A 15951-nucleotide genomic window follows, 5' to 3' on the forward strand; every position below is an offset into this window, starting at 1 on the left:
TGCCATGAACGTAACTGACCAGACTTCCATGCGTCCCCGCCGTGAACGGCGCGGTGCGGCCCGCCGGACAGGTGTCCTCAGCGGCGTGCTTGCCGTTGTCCTGGCCGCCGGCCTGGCATCGTCAACGCCCGTAGCTTTCGCTGACGAATTGGAGGACCGGCAAAAGGCGCTTGAAGCAGAAGCCTCCCGGGTCCAGCAGTCCCTGGAGTTCGTTGATTCCCGCATCGCCAAGGCAGCCAGCGATCTGGTGATCTACCAGGGCCAGCTGCCCGGCGCCCAGCAGGCACTGCTCGAGGCGCAGGGCCGGGTGGCCAGCGCAGTTAAAGAGGTGGAAGCCCTTTCGGCCCGCGTGGACATGGCACAGCAGAACAAGGCCAAGATCACGCAGCAGCTTGAGACGGACAAGCAGAAGATCGCCGACACCAAGAAGCTGATCGGCCAGATCGCCACCCAGGCCTACAAGTCCGGCGGTGTGCCGTCCAACCTGTCGCTGTTCTTTGGGTCCAACAGCGGCGGCAGCCTGACCGAAACCATGGACCTCGCAGACCAGGCCATGCGCAGCCAGAACGCCGCCATGGACAAGCTGTCCCAGCAGAATGCCACCAACGTGAATTCCGAGGCCAGGCTGCAGGCTGTGGAAGCCGAGATCAGGGACCTGAAGGCCAAGGCGGACGCGGCGCTGGAACGCGAAAAGGCCGCCCGCGACGATGCTGCGGCGAAAAAGGAGGAAGTGGACCGGCTGATCGCTGACACCACCCGCCTCGACGCTGAACTCCAGGCGGCCAAACCCGGCATCCAGGCCCAGCTCGCCGGTGTCCAGGCCAGTCAGAACGCGGTGGCCGCCGAAATCCAGGAGCGCGACCGGAGGCTGCGCGAAGCCTGGGAGGCCGAACAGCGCAGGAAGGCGGAAGCGGCAGCTGCTGCCGCTGCTGCCGCGGCCGCCGCAGCAGCAGCCGCCAAGGGGCAGGCGCCGCCGCCGCCCCCGCCGGTGCAGTCTTTCATGCCGCCTGTGGGATCGCCGTCGGCCTTTGGCCTGAGGCATCCCTTCAACGGCGGCGTACCCATCACGTCCGGTTTCGGCTGGCGTGCCACGCCGCCCGGCACCATCGACTTCTACGGCAAGGGCGGTTACCTCCACACCGGCATCGACTTCGGCGCGGCTTGCGGTACGCCGGTCTACGCCGCGGCGGCAGGCGAAGTGTTCAGCTCCGGCTGGAGCTCCGCGGACGGTGGCGGCTGGCGCGTCAAGATTTCCCACGGCGTGGTGCAGGGCAACACACTGAACACCATCTACTACCACAACGCCAGCATTGTGGTGTCGAACGGCCAGAGGGTATCGCAGGGCCAGCTGATCGCCTACTCGGGAAACACCGGCAACTCCACCGGCTGCCATTCCCACTTCGAGACGTGGCTGAACGGTACCGCTGTGGACCCGATGGGGCTGCTCTAACCGGGGATTGGCCTGCCGTACACTGGTATGACTCCGCGCCGGACCGGCCGGGAGGACATCGGACCTGAAGACTGAGGAGCTTTTCCGTGCCTAAAGAAAGTGGCCGTAAGGTGGTGGCCACCAACCGCAAGGCCCGGCATGACTACCACGTGCTGGACACCTACGAGGCTGGCATTGCGCTGATGGGAACCGAAGTGAAATCCCTCCGCGAAGGGCACGCCTCGATGGTGGACGGGTTCTGCACCTTCTACAACGACGAGCTGTGGATGGAAGCCATCCACATTCCCGAGTACAACCAGGGCAGCTGGACCAACCACGCCGCGCGCCGCCGCCGCAAGCTGCTCCTGCACCGCGAGGAACTCATCAAGATTTCCCGCAAGGTGCAGGAGGCCGGTTACACGATCGTTCCGCTCCAGCTCTACTTCGTGGACGGCCGTGCCAAGGTGGAGATTGCTGTTGCCCGCGGTAAGCGCGAATACGACAAGCGCCAGACCCTTCGCGAACAGCAGGACAACCGCGAGGCCCAGCGGGAAATGCGGGAACGCAACCGCCGTCGGGGCTAGCCGGCCGGGTTGGAATGAATCCTGCACAACATGCGTTACTATAAATAGTCCGGTGGGGGTGCCCGCCGGTTTGGTAACAAAATACGGGGATGATCGGTTTCGACGGTGTTAGTCGCGACAGGTGAAGCGGGCCGAGGATGCAGAATTATCTCGTTAACGCTTTCTGCAAACCAATAAGTGCCGAATCTAAGCGCACTGACTTCGAACTCGCTGCCTAAGCAGTAGTTCAGTCCGTCAGCCCGGGGTTGCTATCGCCCCGGATCCTGGCGTCATTTAGATAGCCACTGCTGTTTACCCTCGTCATCGGGGTGAACGGGACTCTTAGGTGACTGGGCCCGGATCAGCCAGCTGTTTGCAGCATGGCTGGGGCCGAGAAAATCCGACGCAAACTGCGCCCGGAGAAGCCCTGACAACACGACATCGGACGGGGGTTCAATTCCCCCCATCTCCACCTCGGGAAACCCCGGTCTTCGGACCGGGGTTTTTCCATGTCCGGCCGCACCAGCCCGTTCACCCACGGCGTAGCACTTTCGGGACTAGCCGGCCTGCCGTGCTCGTTGAGATCGGTAAGGCCCGGCGTGCGGCCGGGCGGGCACAACCAGGAGGTGCGCCATGGAACGGGCGCGGGAAGAGGCTTCTCCGGAGTACGACGACGGTGCGCTGGATTCGTATTCGGAGACGGTCATGCGGGTGGCGGCTGCCGTCACTCCGCACGTGGCAGCAATCGATATGACAGCCCCGGGCCGGAACGGAAGGCGGCGCGGCGGCGCCGGGTCCGCTGTCCTCTTCACAGAGGACGGCTACCTTCTGACAAACTCGCATGTGGTGGCCGGGACCCAGCGCGGGCACGCCGTCTTCGCGGACGGCAGCAGGATGGAAGTGGAACTGGTGGGCGCCGACCCATTGTCCGATCTGGCGGTGGTCCACGGCAGGCGCCCCCGGGTGCCGCCTGCGGAATTCGGCGCCGCAGAGTCCCTGCGCGTGGGGCAACTCGTCGTGGCCGTCGGCAATCCGCTGGGCCTGGCGGGATCAGTGACGGCAGGCGTGGTCAGCGGCTTGGGACGTGCTATTCCCGTATGGTCAGGCGGCAACCGGAGGGTCATTGAGGACGTCATCCAGACTGACGCCGCCCTCAACCCCGGCAACTCCGGTGGCGCGCTTGCCGATACGCACAGCAGGATCGTCGGCATCAACACTGCGGTGGCAGGTGCCGGGCTGGGCCTGGCGATTCCGATCAACTCCACCACGCGCAGGATCATTTCCGCCCTGCTGTCTGACGGCCGAGTGAGGCGCGCCTACCTCGGGCTGGTCAGCACCCCCATCCGGCTCAACCCGAGTACGGTGATCAGGACAGGGCAGCGGGAAGGCCTGCGCGTTGTGGAAGTCCTGCCCGGGTCGCCCGCAGACAAGGCGGGCCTGGCGGCCGGGGACATCCTCCTCAGTGCCGGAGGCAGGCCCGTCAGCGATGCAGAAAGCCTGCAGCGGCTGCTTTTCTCCGACGCCATCGGCCAGCCGCTTGACCTCGCGGTGCTGCGTGGGGGTACTGAAATCCATTTCGTTGCGGTGCCCGAGGAAATGACCAGTAACGGAAAATAAGGCTGGGAAATTACTGCCCGCCGTCGGGCGCCGCGACGTCCACGATGCCCACGAAACGCGACCCGACGCCGTCAAACTCGCTTCGCACGAACCCGCGCCGGGCCGCCGGCACCTGGGCAGGGGCATGGTGGTGGCAGACCACGTAGGTGAATTCCGGCCACCACTTCTTGGGTCGGGCCGCCTCTTCGTAGCCACACACTGCGCACTCGAGATGAACCCACACAGGACGTTTGCCCGTACGGTTGGCACGGGACTGCACAAGCCACGGTGGCGGATTGTCCAGGATCGCACCCAGCTCCGCTTCCGTCATCCACTTGGGAAGGCCATGCCGCTGGACCATTTCCAGCGGTACATCAAGGGCAATGGCGGCGTCACGTCTGCTAATCATCACGTTCCACCATACGGGAGGCCGCCAAATCAGCGACCGGCAGCAAGCGGTGGCAACCGCGGCTAGGTTGTCAGCGCGATGCCAGCCGCCGCGGCGGCGAACCCCAGGAAGAGGTTCGCGGCAAGGTTGACGGCGGCCGCGCCGAAGCGCGCTTCGCTCGCCAACCGCACAGTGGCAGTGGTCCACGAGCTGAAGGTGGTCAGGCCGCCGGCCAGTCCTGCGGCCAGCCCGGTCTGCCATTCAGGCCCCAGCGCCAGTCCCGCAGCCAGGCCATGGGATACCCCGATGATGAAGCACCCCGCCACGTTTACCACCAAAGTTGCCCAAGGCCAATGCAGTCCTGCATGCCCCTTCCCGGACGGCAGCAGGCGGGTGGACGCGTGGTGGGCAAACCAGCTGTCGATGGCAAAACGGAACAACGCCCCCAGGACGCCAAAGACACCCACCAGCACGGCAACAGTCACGGCCGCTCCACCGTCGAAACGCCCAACGGGTCGCGTGTGAGGATCTTGCCCAGCCGCCAGCCTGTAGCGGCAGCGAGCAGCCCCAGGAGCAGCGAGAGGCCCAGATAGCCAAGCCAGACCAGGTGCTGGCCGGCCCGCGCAAGCTGGTCCGCGGCGAACACAACGGACGAGAAGGTGGTGAAGGAACCGAGCAGGCCGGGGCCCAGGCCCGCCCTCAGCCAGAAGGCGGTCCGCGGCCGCGCCATCCAGACTGTTGTCAGCGCTGCGAGCACAAAGCTGCCGAGGACGTTGATGAAAAGCGTGGCCCAGGGGATACTGGCTGGCTGGTCAGGAAACACAAGCCCAAGCCCGTAGCGCAGTTCAGTGCCGAGGAGGCCGCCAACAGCAACGGCAAGCCAGGCCCGCCACCCGGGGAGTCCGCGCGGGCTCATGCAGCAGTTGGCATGTCAGGCCTCATCCAGCACGCAGCCGGGATGGGGGTGGTCGCTCCGGACCCACAGGGCGGACGTGATCTCGTCCGCAAGGTCGTAGTCCCGGGTCCGGCCCGAATTGCGGATCCGCACCACCAGGGCGCCGCCGAACGGCCTGCGCCCTACGACCTCGACTTCGGCGTCGAGATCGATCTCCTCAGCAGACAGATACCGGAGCAGGTCAGGATTATCGTCGCTGATCCTGGTGATCCTGCCCGTGTGCCCGTTGTCCAGCTCTCCCATCAGGCGGGCCGGCGGCATCAGGACCTTGCCGTCAGCCGTGGGAATCGGGTCGCCATGCGGGTCACGGCTGGGATCACCCAGTTTTGCAGCCACCCGCTCGATGAACGTGTCCGAGACAGCGTGCTCCAGCAGTTCGGCCTCATCGTGGACTTCGTCCCAGCTGTACCCCAGCTGCTGGACCAGGTACGTCTCGATCAGCCGGTGGCGCCGCACCATGGCCAGGGCCAGTCTCAGGCCGGCCTCGGTGAGTGTGATGGCGCTGTAGGGCTTGTGGTCCACCAGGCCCTGGTCCTTCAGTTTGCGGACCATCTCGGAAACCGAGGAATTGGCCACACCCAGCCGCTGGGCGAGCTGGGAGGACGTGATCGGCTTGTCCTGCCATTCCGTGAAGGAGTAGATGACCTTGACGTAGTCCTCGATCGAGGAGGAGGGCGCGCTGGTCTTCACAGATCCAAGCCTACCGGTTGGCGCTGCAGCAACACCGGGCAGTTCATGCTTTGACTGCCCGCCAGGACAGCGTGAGGTACGGCAGGTCCAGATCCTCGTCTTCCGAATGGCCCAGGTGCTCATGCAGGTACCAGTCGAGGTTCGCTAGGACCTTGGCCCGCGTTGCCTCGCCGGCACGCAAATAGTAGCTGCGGGACTTGGTGAGCTCGATCAGGTCGTTGGTGCCCACCACGTCCTGCCAGTGGGTTACATGGCCTTCAAGCTGCACGAACTCCGTGCCCACCAGCGGCCGGTGGTCCGGCTTGTACACGTCCCCGGCGTGCATGATCCGGGAGAGCCGGTGCACCCAGGGCACCGAGGTGTCCAGCTGGTTCCAGACCAGCCCGAGTATGCCGTGCGGACGCAGGACACGGGCAAGTTCGGTGCTGGCGGCAAGGGGGTCGCACCAGTGCCATGCCTGGGCCACGGTCACGACGTCGAAGCTTGCCGCGGGCAGGCCGGTCGCTTCTGCGGTCCCCAGGACAGCCGTCGCGTCCGGATAGTGCGCCATCAGCTGGTCGAGCATGTCGGCGGATGGGTCGACGGCGGTGACGGCCAGTCCGCGGGCCAGCAGCAGTTCAGTGAACTTCCCGGTTCCGGCACCAGCATCGAGGGCATCACGGGCCCCGGCCGGCACCAGCCATTCAGCGGCTTCCGCGGGGTAGCCAGGGCGGACCCTCTGGTAGTGCTTGCCGCCGTCCTGGAAGCTCTGGCCGAGCTCCCGGCGGCGCCCGTGACCAAGCTTGGGGCCACCCCGAACCACGTGCGGCCTCCTTCAGTCAACGCCCTGCGGTACCTATCGAATTTACCGCATGCGCTGGCGGGGACGCCCTGCGCGCCCAGTGCCTTCAGTCGTCGATGCAGGGTGCGGCGCCGGCGGTGCCCGGAGTGTTGGGGGCCCAGTGCGGGTAGGTTCGGGTGTCGTTCGCCGGAACCCAGCGGCCGGCGTCAACCACGTAGTCCCAGCCGAGGCCGTCGCGGCGCAGCTTTGCGATGCCGGCCAGGAGCCGCTCGGCGTCCTCCAGCCGGGAGCCAACGCCAAAGCTGGCGCGCAGTGATCCTGAAGGCAGTCCCAACCGCTTCAGCAGGGGGTGGGCGCAGAACCGACCGTCACGCAGGCCCACGCCGTGCTCAGCCGACAAATAGGCCGCAACCAGGCCGGCGTCGTACCCTTCGACCGAGAAGTTGACTACCCCGATGGTGTCCGTTTCCGCGTTGGTGTCCTTGAAGATCTGGTGGACGGTGACGCCTTCGATCTGCTGCAGGCCCTCCATCAGGAAGGAGCGGATGGCGGATTCGTGGGCGTGCCAGCGGTCCTGGTCCAGTCCGGCAATGACCTGCGTAGCGCGGGCCAGCGTGGCTGCGCCGAGGACGTTGGGGGAGCCGCCCTCGTGGCGGGCCGGGCCGGTGGCCCAGCTGACGCCGTCGAGCTTTGCTTCCTTGACGGCGCCGCCGCCGGCAAGGTGGGGAGTTCCGGCGTCCAGCCAGTCCGGACGTCCCACCAGGACGCCGGCACCGAAGGGCGCGTACAGCTTGTGGCCGGAGAAGGCGATGTAGTCGACGTCGTCCGCGCTGATGTCCACCCGCCGGTGGGGTGCCAGCTGGGCAGCGTCCACCACGATGCGGGCACCGTGCTGGTGCGCGAGGGCCGCAAGGGCGCGGATCGGAAGGATCTCACCCGTGACGTTCGAGGCACCCGTGATGGCCAGCAGACTCACGCCGCCCTGCTCAAGTTCCGCCCGGACGGCATTGACCGTGCCGGCGATCGTGTCCGCGGCCACGATGCTGCGGTGCGGGACGCCCTGCCACGGCAGCAGGTTGGCGTGGTGCTCAATATCCAGGTACAGGACGTCGCCTGCGGGGCGGCCGTCCGCGAGGGGCAGGCAGCCCGCCAGGAGATTGAGGGAATCGGTAGTGTTCCGGGTGAAGATGACGGAGTCATCGGGCCGGCCGCCCACGAACTCCCGGACAATGCTGCGGGCGTTCTCGTACACGGACGTGCTGATCTGCGAGGCATAGCCGGCGCCGCGGTGCACGCTGGCGTAGAACGGCAGGATCTCGTTGAGGTAGGCGGACACCACAGACAGTGCGGGGGCTGACGCACCGTAGTCCAGGTTGGCATACCGGACGTGGCCGCCGGAGATCAACGGAGCCTGGATTTCCGCGCCGGTGACGGCGGCGAGCGGGCGGCCCGCAATTGCCTGGCGTTCGTCGAAGCCGTTGTTAGCGGAAATGATGCTGGGGGAGACGGTGGCAGTTGTCACAGAGACCTCACTTCAGGACAGGACTCCGGCATTAGGGAATCCGCGCTTGCCGCATCCGCTCCGGACCGGCCTGGTCGTCACCCGGGGCACCCCACCGCGAATGGAGGGTTGCCGGCCAGCAAACCGGGGTTTTGCGCTGGCACTCGTGACCTGAGTAAGAGACTAAAACATGCGGCGGCCAGGTATGAAGCCGGCGCAATTGTTAAGCGGTTTGTTACGCGCCGCAGGGAAAAGCGCGTTTTAGCGAAGATTACGACGGCGGGCGCCTCCATTCGGAAGCGCCCACCGTCGAATCTTCGGTTGCCAAGGTTCCTAGAGCAGGTCGTCCAGTCCTGGGTTCAGCCGCTGCAATACCTCGGAATGCAGGATGGAGTTGGTCGCCAGGGCATTGCCGCCGAACGGGCCGTCCTCGCCCTCCAGCGAGGTGAAGCGCCCGCCCGCTTCCACCACGATGGGCACCAGGGCCGCCATGTCGTACAGGTTGAGCTCGGGTTCGCAGGCGATGTCCACCGAACCCTCGGCCACCATGCAGTAGGACCAGAAGTCGCCGTAGGCGCGGGTGCGCCAGACTTCCTCGGTGAGGCCCAGGAACTCGTCCAGGTTGCCGCGTTCCTTCCAGCCGCTCAGGCTTGAGTAGGACAGGGAAGCATCGGACAGGCTGGAGATATTCGAGACCCGCAGCCGGGTGGCTGCGGCAAGTGAGCGGCCCATGTATGCGCCCATGCCCGTCGCGGCCCACCAGCGCTTGCCGAGGGCAGGTGCGCTGACGACGCCGACTACCGGCTCGCCCTCGTCCACGAGGGCGATCAGGGTGGCCCAGACCGGTACCCCGCGGACAAAGTTCTTGGTGCCGTCGATGGGATCGATGATCCACCGCCGCGAGCCATGGCCAGTGCTGCCAAACTCCTCGCCGAGCACAGCGTCACGCGGACGGGAACGGGAGAGCTGGCCGCGGATGGCTTCCTCTGCCGCCTTGTCAGCGTCGGTGACCGGCGTCAGGTCAGGCTTGGTCTCCACGCGGAGGTCCAGGGCCTTGAAGCGGCTCATGGTCTGGTCATCCACGGAGTCGGCCAGGACATGGGCCAGGCGCAGGTCATCGTTGTAGCTCGAAGCGGGTTGGATCATGCTTCCAAACTACCGTCTGCGAAGGCTTCCGCTGGGAGGCCGGTGCTGTCAGTTAACACTGCCAAGCTCCTTCGTCTCCTGGGCTTCCTCCCGGGGATCCGCTCCCAGGAGCCGCCGCAGGGACGCCAGCCGGGCCTCGCCGGTGGGTCCGGCGTGGCCTCCGGCCACCCAGGCGTCGAGGCCGCAGTCCACGGCCGTGGCAGTGTGCTTGCAGCCGCGTTCGCATTCATCAGTACCCGGGGCAAGGTCAGGAAAGGACCGTAAAATCCGGTCAGGGTCCACGTGCGCCAGGCCGAACGAACGGATGCCCGGGGTATCGATGATCCAACTGCCCGGAGGTGCATCCGCCAGCCGCAGCGCCAGCGCGGAGGACGACGTATGCCGGCCCCGCCCTGTTACCGCATTCACTCCGCCGGTTGCCCGTTCCGCCCCAGTCAGTGCATTGACCATCGTGGACTTGCCGACGCCGGAGTGCCCCAGCATCACCGTGACCTTCCCGTCCAGGTAGGAGCGCAGGGCGGCGACGGCGGTGCTGTCCAGCCTCGCGGAAAGCCCGTCGTCGGAGCGGGCGTCGATGCCTGATGCCTGCAGGTCGGCGGTGCGGCTGATAATGACCGGAAGGTCCAGGTGCGTGTAGTTGGACAGGAGCTCCGTTGGATCCTTGACATCCGCCTTGGTGACCAGCAGGAGCGGCTCGATGCCGGCGTCGTAGGCAGCCACCAGGGTCCGGTCGATGAAGCCCGTCCGCGGCTCGGGGTTGGCGGCGGCAACCACAATCACCAGCTGGTCAGCGTTGGCCACCACCACCCGTTCCACCGGATCCGTGTCGTCAGCACTGCGCCGCAACAGGGTTTTCCGGTCCTGGATCTTCACCAGCCGGGCCAGGGTGTGCGGTGCGCCGGAGACGTCCCCCACGAGCGATACGAAGTCACCGGCCACCACGGGCGAGCGGCGCAGCTCCCGGGCCCTGGCGGCGATGACGGTGCGTTCGTCGCCGGAGTCCTCACCCACCACCGCCGTGTAGCGCCCGCGGTCCACCGTGATGACGCGCCCGGTGACGGCGTCGTCGTGGCTGGGCCGGTCCTTGGTCCGGGGCCGCGACCCCTTTTTGTTCGGCCGGATCCGGACGTCCGATTCGTCCCAGGAATCAGTGCGCCGCGCCACCGCTCGAACCCTCCGCCACAGTACCGGCTTCCTGCCCGGCTCCGCTGCCCTGGGCAACCATGTCGGTCCAGAGCCGGGGAAAGTCCGGCATGGTCTTGGCCGTGGTGGCGATGTCCTGCACCTGGACTCCTTCCACCGCCAGGCCCAGGATTGCGCCGGCGGTGGCCATCCGGTGGTCCGCATAACTGTGTACGACGCCGGCGTGCAGCTTCGCGGGACGGATCACCAGGCCGTCGCTGGTTTCCTCAGCGTCTCCGCCGAGGCGGTTGATTTCCGTCACCAGGGCGGCCAGCCGGTCGGTCTCGTGGCCCCGCAGGTGTGCGATGCCGGTGAGCCGGGAAGGACCCGAGGCCAGCGCGCAGAGCGCCGCGACCGTGGGGGCGAGTTCGCTGGTATCGGCGAACTGGCCGCCTTTGATGTCCCGGCCCCCGGTCACCGTGAGGACGCCGTCCTTCAGCGTCACCTCAGCACCCATGTCGGCCAAAATGGTGCGCCAGAGGTCACCAACCTGCTGCGTCTGCTCCGGCCAGCCCGGAATCCGGACAGTACCCCGGGATGCCAGTGCTGCCGCCAGGAACGGGCCGGCATTGGAAAGGTCCTGTTCAATGCGTTGGTCGAAGGCGCGGATGGGACCGGGAGACACTACCCAGTGGTTGGGAACAGAATCATCCACCTGGACTCCCGCGCCACGCAGGACAGCAACGGTCATGTTGATGTGGTCCAGGCTGGGCACAGGCTTGCCCACATGCTCAAGGTGCAGGCCCTCAGTGAACCGGGCGCCCACCAGCAGCAAAGCCGAAACGAACTGGGACGATGCGCTGGCGTCGATGACCAGGTGACCGCCGCGCACGTCCCCCGTTCCCTCGACGACGAATGGCAGCGACGCCGGCACGCCGCCGTCCTCGGCGGAAACAGCAACGCCCAGCGCCTTCAGCGCCTCGATAATGGTTCCCATGGGACGCTTGCGCGCGTGCGGGTCGCCGTCGAACACGCTCGAGCCGTTCCGAAGTGCCGCCAGCGGCGGGACGAACCGCATCACCGTGCCCGCCAGCCCGCAGTCGATCCTGGTAAGCCCCGCCTCCGCGTCCTGTCCCAGCGGTATCACCTCGAGGTCCGGGCCGAAAGCGCCGTCACCGGGTACCTCGGTGATGGTGGCTCCCAGTTGGCGGAGGGCCTCAATCATCAGCACCGAGTCCCGGGAGTGCAGCGGCGCCCGCAAACGGGACGGGCCGTCCGCCAGCGCGGCGAGAACCAGATACCTGTTGGTCAGGGATTTCGACCCGGGCACTGTGACGGTGGCGTCAATAGGCCGCGATGCGAAGGGTGCGGGCCAGTTGGGAACGGAGGAGCCGGCGTCGTCCCGGATGGCGGCTTCGGAGGTCATGCGTGCTTATGCCCCCGTTGTCTGCTCGACGGCACGGCGTACTGCCTTGTCCGCCTTGGCAAGCTTCTTGTTGGTGGTCCGCCGTGCGTCCGCTGCCAGGTGGGAGGCACTCTTCCGCGCGTCAGCCGCCAGGTGCTCGGCACGCCACGCAAGCCCAGGCTTTCCTGCAGTGTCAACGGCGGCGAGCAGCGCCCCGCCGCTGAGCGACAGGTTCTTCAGCAGCTGGCTGCGGCGTGATCCGCGGGCTTCCTTGCTGCTGATGTCCGCGCTGCGCCATTCCACGAAGGTGTTCAGCAGGGAGATGACCGTGAGCACGGCAGCAGAGAGCCGGGAGAATTTTCCGAGTCCGAAGAGCACACCGGCGCCTACCTGGGTTCCGCCAATTACGCGGGCCAGCATCTTCTCGTCTGCCTGGAACGGCAGTGACGCCGCAGCCTTGCGGAGCAGGGGGGAGAGCTGCTGCGCGGTGTCGTCGTTGTTTTTGAGCTTATCCATTCCGGCGAGAACGAAACTGGATGCCAGCATGGGCCGGGCGAGGGTGCGGACTAAGGTCATGGAATTCCTCCTGGCTGGACGAACCGCGTCATAGGGGGCGGAGTCCGTTCTAGTCTTGCACTTTTAGGGAATATTTGCCCAAGGGCAGGGGTTATGGAAAAGCGGGCCGGGAAAGGTTGGGCCGCAACCAAAGTATGGAACTGAACCGCAGGTATGCGATCGGTGCAAAAACACGGAAAACGGGTCGGAGCTGGTCCTTGCGGCAGGTATTGGACGGAATTGATGCAGGTGGCCCCGTGGCTGTCCGCCTGACGGAGGCAGATGGCCCGGAGTACGGTACGGCGCGTGCCAGGAGCCTGACAGTAGACTTGAAGGCAATGAACACCCTGGATCCGGCCGTGTCGGCCATGTACGAGGCGTCGAACGACGAAGCGAAGGGCGCACCCGGCGCGGCGCCCGAATCCGTAGCGGCTGAAGCGGCGCAGGACGGAGCCGAGGCTCCTGAAACGGTGGTGGATGTTTCCACTGAAACCGTGGAACAACGGCGCCTGCGCTTCGAGCGTGATGCCATGCAGTATGTGGACCAGCTGTACTCCGCCGCCATGCGGATGGCCCGGAACCCTTCGGACGCCGAGGACCTCGTCCAGGAGGCGTATACCAAGGCGTTCTCTGCCTTCCACCAGTACAAGCCGGGGACGAACCTGAAGGCGTGGCTGTACCGCATCCTGACGAACACCTACATCAATCTGTACCGCAAGCGGCAGCGCGAACCGCTCCAGTCCAACTCCGACACCATCGAGGACTGGCAGTTGGCGCGGGCCGAATCACATACCTCCAGCGGGCTCCGGTCCGCGGAGGCGGAGGCGCTGGATCACCTTCCGGATTCTGACGTCAAGCGCGCGCTCCAGGACATCCCCGAGGAATTCCGCCTTGCGGTGTACTTCGCCGACGTCGAGGGGTTCGCGTACAAGGAAATTTCAGACATCATGAACACGCCTATCGGCACTGTGATGTCACGGCTCCACCGCGGCCGGCGCATGTTGCGGGACATGCTGGCGGAGTATGCCGCCGAGCGGGGATTCAAAACGGCCGCGGATGGACAGGAAACGGCTGCAAGCACACAACAGGAGAGCAGGAAATGAGCGACTGCCAGGGATTGGGCGATTGCGACGACACCCGGATGCAACGCATCTACGAGTACCTTGACGGCGCCTTGACCCGTGAGGACATCACGGAGATCAAGAACCACCTTGATGAGTGCCCGGAGTGCACCGAGCAGTACGACCTTGAATGCGTCATCCGCAACATGGTCAAGCGCTCCTGCACTGAAGCTGCCCCGGAAAACCTGAAACACGCCATTCTGGACCGGATTCATGCCATCCGGTCCGTGGATGCGTAGGGGCCGCCGCAGGCTTTTCCGCCGGCACATTGAGCTTGGACAATGAAGGACCCCGGAAACCGAGTGGTTTCCGGGGTCCTTCATTTGAACCGTAGTCCCTGGCTTTGCCTAGGTGTTGGGGCGCTTCCCATGGTTCGCGCCGCCACGCTTACGGTCACGACGCTTGCGTGCACGCTTGCTCATAGCTGGCCTCCTTACTTTTCGGTACTCAAAAGAGCTGCCCTCCAGTCTCCCACATCCTCAGACCACCCGCGAACCGGTAACCGCCGCGTGACCTGCACCGCCCTGTGCGGTGCTGGTCCGGAGTGGTTGGTCCGGCCTAGGACGTGAGCGTGTTCCGGATGGCAAGCCTGGCCTGCTCCAGGACAGTGCGCATGGTTTCAAGGGTGACAGGATCCAGCGGCCGGTTCCGCGCATGCCGGCGGAGCTCGGTCCGGAGATCGTCCCGGAATTCCTGGAGCATCAGCTCGGCATCCTTGAGAGGGCGTACGCCGTCTGCGGGTATGCGGCCGCCGGGGACCCGGAACTCCGCAGTCCCGGCTGCGCTCCGCGCGGCCTCGGCCGTGGCTGCAAGGTCTGCCCGGATGCCCCGCATATTGCTGCGGATATCGTTGCGGAGCCCGTCCGCCAACCGGCGCACCGAGGCGGAGATGCCATCCTCCACGCCCGCCAGCTCATCCCGCCGCCGGTCCAGTTCCGCCCGTCCGGCTGCCGTGATGTGGTAATTGGTCCGGCGGCCCGCCGACTCCGTGGCCACCAGGCCCTCCTCTTCGAGTTTCCCCAGGCGGGGGTAGATGGTTCCGGCGCTTGGCGAGTAGGTACCGCCGAAGCGGTCCTTCAATGCCTTGATCAGCTCGTAGCCGTGCTTGGGTCCGGACTCGAGCAGTGCCAGCAGGTAAAGGCGCAGGGCACCGTGCGCGAAAACCGGGGGCACTAGAGCGCGGCTTCCGCGGTACCGGTCGGTGCGCGGTGAAGGATCGACGTCGTTCCGGAGACGAAGTTGGTCCGTACGAGCATCAGTTGGCTGTCGGGGCCCGCGATGGTCTCCACTTTCCCGCCCAGCTGGGCGTAGCGCTGGTTGTCGATCACCAGGGTGCCGCTGGCTGTTTTGGCCACAATGTCCACTCCGACGTCGTGGGGTAGCCGGATGGTGAGGTCGCCGGAAACCGAATTGGAACCGAAGTCCCGGGTGAAGCCGTGCAGGTCGAAGCTCAAGTCTCCGCTGACGGTGCTGGCGCGGACATTGCTGAACTCCCCGGACGCAGTGACTTCACCGGAGACGCTTTTGGCTGTCAGGACTCCGCGGTGGTTGCGCGCGGACACCTCTCCACTGACAGTGTTGACGTGCAGTTCCCCTCCCGTGCCGTCAGCCATAACCGCTCCGGATACCGTATTGAGGCGCGTATGCCCGGTGACACCGGAAACCAGGCCGTCACCGCTGACGATTCCGGCTTCCACGTCGACGCCCGCAGGAACCGCGATGCTGATGACGGCCGAATTATCACTGTTGTGGTTCACCGTTCCCATCAGGTTCTTGAACCACCCCTGGGCGCCATGAAGCTGGTGCCGGATCTCCAGCCGCCCGGCCGTTACACTGACGTCCACCGGGTCGCCATGGACGTCGGAGATTTCGATCCGCGTGACGGGCTCCTGATGCGTGACGATGTCGAACCGGCCGTGCACCATGCCCAGCTTGAGGAGGGTGACACCGTCGACGTCTATGGTCTGCGGGCTGCTGACGGTCCAGTTCTGGTCGGACATGTGAACCTCCGAAAAAGGCGATATATCGCGTGTAGCAGTCAGGTTACAGCCGGCCTGATCTGCAGGTCAAGATATATCGCGAGGAAGGATCAGGCCGGGGCTTCCATCCCCAGCCACTGGAACCAGCCGCGGTGAAGCACCAGCCAGGCCATCAGCCCGTACCCGGCCTGCCCCGGTGTTCCTGCGTTCGCGGCCAGGTCCTGGCGCCACTGCTCATGGTTCAGCAGGGGCGAGAACGTGTCCACGTAAAGGTGCTTGCGGCGCGTGGTGACGTCCGCGAAGGCGGTATTGAGTTCGTCCAGCCGCCGGTTCTGGGCGGGGTCCAGGGTGGGCGGCGGTCCCACGACAAAGACCTCGATCCGGTTCTGAGAAGCGGAGTCCAGGATGTTGGCCAGGTTGAGCCTGCTGCGGGCGGTGGACAGTCCGAACTCGATGTCCCGCCCGGAGAGGCCGATCACCAGGCGGTTTTCCGCGTGGTGGCTGAAGCGGCGGCCGGCCTCTTCCAGCCACCGTGCGGCCAGGCCCTCGGTACCTTCCTGCGGGCAGGGGAGGGCGTAGCTTTCCAGCAGCACACCGTCCTGTGGAGTGCGGGCCAGGACACGGCCCAGCCAACCAAGGGCCCTGGGATCGCCAAGTCCGGCCAGCAGTTCATCTCCTACAGCTGCAATGCGCAGCTTCCTGTCTTCCACGCGATCCTCT

Annotated in this window: 19 protein-coding genes, 1 other RNA gene and 1 riboswitch; of the genes, 6 read left to right on the forward strand and 14 right to left on the reverse strand. The window is 65.9% G+C overall.

Annotation, left to right across the window (positions count from 1 at the left end):
- Positions 1-4: 4 nt before the first annotated feature.
- From FDW83_RS04710 to FDW83_RS04725, 4 genes are all read left to right on the forward strand, one after another.
- Positions 5-1450: a M23 family metallopeptidase gene (locus tag FDW83_RS04710; protein ID WP_138136417.1), complete on the forward strand. Its 1446-nt coding sequence runs from the start codon at positions 5-7 to the stop codon at positions 1448-1450.
- 86 nt (positions 1451-1536) lie between these two features.
- Positions 1537-2013: an SsrA-binding protein SmpB gene (smpB, locus tag FDW83_RS04715; RefSeq protein WP_138136418.1), complete on the forward strand. Its 477-nt coding sequence runs from the start codon at positions 1537-1539 to the stop codon at positions 2011-2013.
- 85 nt (positions 2014-2098) lie between these two features.
- Positions 2099-2467: a transfer-messenger RNA gene (gene ssrA / locus FDW83_RS04720) on the forward strand.
- Between the two features lie 158 nt (positions 2468-2625).
- The gene (locus tag FDW83_RS04725) at positions 2626-3609 is read left to right on the forward strand and encodes a S1C family serine protease (protein WP_138136419.1); all 984 of its coding nucleotides are present in this window, start codon (positions 2626-2628) and stop codon (positions 3607-3609) included.
- A 10-nt stretch (positions 3610-3619) separates the two neighbouring features.
- On the opposite strand, the gene FDW83_RS04730 is transcribed toward FDW83_RS04725, so the two are convergent.
- The 10 genes from FDW83_RS04730 to FDW83_RS04775 all read right to left on the reverse strand — a co-directional run bounded on the left by FDW83_RS04730 (position 3620) and on the right by FDW83_RS04775 (position 12152).
- Positions 3620-3997 carry a hypothetical protein gene (locus FDW83_RS04730; protein ID WP_138136420.1) on the reverse strand — a complete coding sequence of 126 codons (378 nt, stop codon included), beginning with the start codon at positions 3995-3997 and terminating at the stop codon, positions 3620-3622.
- Between the two features lie 62 nt (positions 3998-4059).
- Positions 4060-4461, reverse strand: coding sequence for a CrcB family protein (locus tag FDW83_RS04735; protein ID WP_138136421.1), 402 nt, complete (start codon positions 4459-4461; stop codon positions 4060-4062).
- Positions 4458-4892, reverse strand: coding sequence for a CrcB family protein (locus tag FDW83_RS04740; RefSeq protein ID WP_138136422.1), 435 nt, complete (start codon positions 4890-4892; stop codon positions 4458-4460). Before FDW83_RS04740 ends, FDW83_RS04735 begins: the two co-directional genes overlap by 4 nt.
- 15 nt (positions 4893-4907) lie before the next feature.
- Positions 4908-5621: a metal-dependent transcriptional regulator gene (locus tag FDW83_RS04745; RefSeq protein ID WP_138136423.1), complete on the reverse strand. Its 714-nt coding sequence runs from the start codon at positions 5619-5621 to the stop codon at positions 4908-4910.
- A gap of 43 nt (positions 5622-5664) precedes the next feature.
- Complete coding sequence (locus FDW83_RS04750) at positions 5665-6423, reverse strand: class I SAM-dependent methyltransferase (protein WP_138136424.1); 759 nt, start codon at positions 6421-6423, stop codon at positions 5665-5667.
- Between the two features lie 85 nt (positions 6424-6508).
- Positions 6509-7924 carry an aminotransferase class V-fold PLP-dependent enzyme gene (locus FDW83_RS04755; protein WP_138136425.1) on the reverse strand — a complete coding sequence of 472 codons (1416 nt, stop codon included), beginning with the start codon at positions 7922-7924 and terminating at the stop codon, positions 6509-6511.
- A 37-nt stretch (positions 7925-7961) separates the two neighbouring features.
- Positions 7962-8075, reverse strand: a riboswitch (SAM riboswitch).
- A 161-nt stretch (positions 8076-8236) separates the two neighbouring features.
- The gene (gene hisN, locus FDW83_RS04760; RefSeq protein ID WP_138136426.1) at positions 8237-9049 is read right to left on the reverse strand and encodes a histidinol-phosphatase; all 813 of its coding nucleotides are present in this window, start codon (positions 9047-9049) and stop codon (positions 8237-8239) included.
- Positions 9050-9097: 48 nt separating this feature from the next.
- Positions 9098-10213 carry a ribosome small subunit-dependent GTPase A gene (rsgA, locus tag FDW83_RS04765; protein WP_138136427.1) on the reverse strand — a complete coding sequence of 372 codons (1116 nt, stop codon included), beginning with the start codon at positions 10211-10213 and terminating at the stop codon, positions 9098-9100.
- A complete protein-coding gene (gene aroA, locus FDW83_RS04770) occupies positions 10197-11597 on the reverse strand; it encodes a 3-phosphoshikimate 1-carboxyvinyltransferase (protein ID WP_138136428.1) in 1401 nt (466 codons plus the stop codon). The genes rsgA and aroA overlap by 17 nt, the downstream gene beginning before the upstream one ends.
- A gap of 6 nt (positions 11598-11603) precedes the next feature.
- Positions 11604-12152, reverse strand: coding sequence for a DoxX family protein (locus tag FDW83_RS04775; RefSeq protein WP_138136429.1), 549 nt, complete (start codon positions 12150-12152; stop codon positions 11604-11606).
- A gap of 317 nt (positions 12153-12469) precedes the next feature.
- Between FDW83_RS04775 and FDW83_RS04780 the strand changes: the two genes are divergently transcribed.
- Positions 12470-13234, forward strand: a complete 765-nt coding sequence (locus FDW83_RS04780) for a sigma-70 family RNA polymerase sigma factor (RefSeq protein WP_138136430.1) — start codon at positions 12470-12472, stop codon at positions 13232-13234.
- A complete protein-coding gene (rsrA, locus tag FDW83_RS04785; RefSeq protein WP_138136431.1) occupies positions 13231-13491 on the forward strand; it encodes a mycothiol system anti-sigma-R factor in 261 nt (86 codons plus the stop codon). Before FDW83_RS04780 ends, rsrA begins: the two co-directional genes overlap by 4 nt.
- Before the next feature lie 108 nt (positions 13492-13599).
- Here rsrA and FDW83_RS19720 read toward each other — a convergent pair whose 3' ends face one another.
- The 4 genes from FDW83_RS19720 to FDW83_RS04800 all read right to left on the reverse strand — a co-directional run bounded on the left by FDW83_RS19720 (position 13600) and on the right by FDW83_RS04800 (position 15941).
- Positions 13600-13674, reverse strand: coding sequence for a 50S ribosomal protein bL37 (locus FDW83_RS19720; RefSeq protein WP_369299106.1), 75 nt, complete (start codon positions 13672-13674; stop codon positions 13600-13602).
- A gap of 136 nt (positions 13675-13810) precedes the next feature.
- On the reverse strand, positions 13811-14425 hold the full coding sequence (locus tag FDW83_RS04790) for a PadR family transcriptional regulator (protein ID WP_138136432.1): 615 nt from the start codon (positions 14423-14425) through the stop codon (positions 13811-13813).
- On the reverse strand, positions 14425-15252 hold the full coding sequence (locus FDW83_RS04795; protein ID WP_138136433.1) for a DUF4097 family beta strand repeat-containing protein: 828 nt from the start codon (positions 15250-15252) through the stop codon (positions 14425-14427). The genes FDW83_RS04790 and FDW83_RS04795 overlap by 1 nt, the downstream gene beginning before the upstream one ends.
- A gap of 89 nt (positions 15253-15341) precedes the next feature.
- A complete protein-coding gene (locus FDW83_RS04800) occupies positions 15342-15941 on the reverse strand; it encodes a GDSL-type esterase/lipase family protein (RefSeq protein WP_138136434.1) in 600 nt (199 codons plus the stop codon).
- Positions 15942-15951: the final 10 nt, after the last annotated feature.

Origin of the sequence: Pseudarthrobacter sp. NamE2 (assembly GCF_005796205.1) — a bacterium.
Taxonomy (GTDB): Bacteria; Actinomycetota; Actinomycetes; order Actinomycetales; family Micrococcaceae; genus Arthrobacter.